This is a genomic window from Nonomuraea aridisoli (assembly GCF_003236395.1).
Classification (GTDB): Bacteria; Actinomycetota; Actinomycetes; order Streptosporangiales; family Streptosporangiaceae; genus Nonomuraea; species Nonomuraea aridisoli.
On the sequence record NZ_POUD01000616.1, the window covers coordinates 1 to 808 of the forward strand.

Consider the following 808-nt stretch of genomic DNA (forward strand, 5'->3'; position numbering starts at 1 on the left):
GGGTGTCGCGTCCCTGGTGGGGAGGTGCCGTTCGGTGAGGCCGTCGTTCGGGGCGTCCGGTGTCCGGTACGGCGGCAGAGCGCGGATCATTGACGCCAGGGCACGGGGGAGTGCGCGGGCGTCCGCGCGTAGCGGCGTCCCGTGGACGTTCACGGTGCCGTCCGCATGTGCGACGACCAGCCGCGCCGTGCCCCGTACGGCACCCGAGACGACCACCCGCACCGGCGCGGCCGGCCACGACCCCGCAGACCCTTCGGGCACCCCCGCGGTCGGCCACGACCCCGCAGACCCTTCAGGCACCCCAGGGAATGCGGCGCAGACGGCGAAGGACGGCGTTCCGGTCGTCAGCGCCCGGTGCCGGGCGGTGGCGATGGTGGTGGCCTGGTCAGGGCCGGGATGGCGGTCGTGGACGCCTGCGGCGACCGTGACCGCGCCCATAGGCAGCCTGGCGTCGAGCTGGGCCGCCACCGACGCGACCACCGCACGCGCCAGCCGGGGCTCCCCCTGCACCGCCACGGTGACCGGCCCGGAGAGCACGTCCAGCAGCACGACGTGCTCCTCGTCCGCGCCCAGCGCCACCAGCAGCGGCGCCGGCCCCATGAAGTACGGCGTCACGTCGCCCCGTTCCAGCCACCACAACCGCGGGTCGTCGTCGTCCACGATCCACGGAGAGGGCGGCCGGGGAACCCCGGGAGCGCACGCGACCAGCACCCCGACGTACTCGGGATCGAGCAGCACCCCGTACGCCATCACCCCCGAGGCGACGGCCGCGGCCTGCGCCAACGCCCGCTCCGCGATCCCCCACCCC

Annotated in this window: 1 protein-coding gene; it reads right to left on the reverse strand. The window is 75.6% G+C overall.

Annotated elements, in window-relative coordinates; all coding sequences use genetic code 11:
• A partial coding sequence (locus C1J01_RS50930) for a hypothetical protein (RefSeq protein WP_220040504.1) occupies positions 1-808 on the reverse strand: 808 nt, incomplete at both ends.